This window comes from bacterium (assembly GCA_009926305.1).
Taxonomy (GTDB): Bacteria; Bdellovibrionota_C; UBA2361; order UBA2361; family RFPC01; genus RFPC01.
In genome coordinates, this window is record RFPC01000218.1 from 1 (window position 1) to 1,440 (window position 1,440).

The window sequence follows — 1,440 nt, forward strand, 5'->3', positions numbered from 1 at the left end:
GTGAGCCCAGCATTAAGGCGAGCTTCTTTAATGCGACTCGCAATGAGAATGCGAGCTTCTTGATGGGGAAGTTTAAGAGCATCCGTCGTGCTACGCGCCAAAAACATCACAATGTTTTATTCCGTTTTGCATAAGCTCATAAAGTATAACATTCCAGTCTTGATAAAGTATGAATATGAGCACCATTTCTTGCCGATACGATTTCTCTCCTATTGAGAAATACGAACTCACGCCAGAAGGTTATCTTCGGGCCTGGGCTTCAATCGCACGCACTGGCATCCAACACTATACAGATGGTGATGGTTCCATTCGTCGCGAATATCGTCCCGAAATAGAAGTGGCGTCTCCCGATAGTCTTGCTTCATTTGCGGGCAAGGCAATCACTTCGGAACACCCCCCTGTGCTTCTCGATTCTGAGAATACTAAAGACTACCAAGTGGGCTTTAGCGGCACGGAAGTAGTGTACGACAATGGTTTCGTAAAGGCAGTGATGACAATCACTGACGAAGATACTATTAAGCGCATTATGAAGGGGGATGCTCGTGAGGTAAGCGCGGGTTATAGGGTGAATTATGATCCTACGCCTGGCGTTACAGAAAATGGCGAGCATTACGATGGAGTCCAAAAGGAAATCATCGGTAATCACATCGCTATTGTTCGTCGGGGCCGCGCTGGCCCGCAAGTGAAGCTCCATCTTGATAGGCAAGATGCTGCTGACCCATCTTTGATCTCTAACGGAGGAGACCATCTAATGACTGCAAAGGTCGTGTTTGATGGCGCCGAGTTTGAAGTGACGGAGAGCGTTGCTCTTGCGATCACTAAAGAACGCGAAGACGCCAAAATGTCCTACGAGGACATGAAGAAAAAGTACGACGAACTGCAAGCCGCTGCTGATTCTGTGAAAGCCGATATGGCTGCCATGGAAAAAGAAATGAAGGGCAAAATGGACGCTGCCGAAGGTCGCGCCGATGCTCTGGCTGAGCAGGTCGAAGAACTGAAAACTGAACTCGCTGCTGCCCAGGAAATCAATCTTGATTCCATGGTTGAAGAGCGCGTGGCTCTCATTGAGAAAGCCAAGCCCGTTCTGGATAGCGCTTATGAATTCGCTGGTAAAGCTGCCCGCGAAGTGATGGTTGATGCCATCAAAGCAGTGCGTGGTGATTCTGTTGTTCTGGATGAAAAGTCTGATGACTATGTTCAGGCAATGTTTGACACCATCTCTGAGGCAGACCGCAAGGATTCTGCTACCACTGACGAGCTGCGTAAAGCCGTAGCTTCCATTGCTTCTCCTGTTTCTGCTCCTTCCGCCTATATGGAAAGCCTGCAGAATGCTTGGAAGAAGCCTCTTTCCATCTCTAAGGAGGCTAAGTAATCATGGCGGTAACTTTTTCTGCCTCGGGCTCCCCTACGGCAGGTGGCGTGCAACAGACTTACGCTCTG

Annotated in this window: 1 protein-coding gene; it reads left to right on the plus strand. The window is 49.0% G+C overall.

All coding sequences use genetic code 11. The features are described from left to right. The first annotated feature begins 175 nt into the window (after nucleotides 1-175). On the plus strand, nucleotides 176-1,372 hold the full coding sequence (locus EBR25_13980) for a DUF2213 domain-containing protein (protein NBW42079.1): 1,197 nt from the start codon (nucleotides 176-178) through the stop codon (nucleotides 1,370-1,372). Nucleotides 1,373-1,440 lie beyond the last annotated feature (68 nt).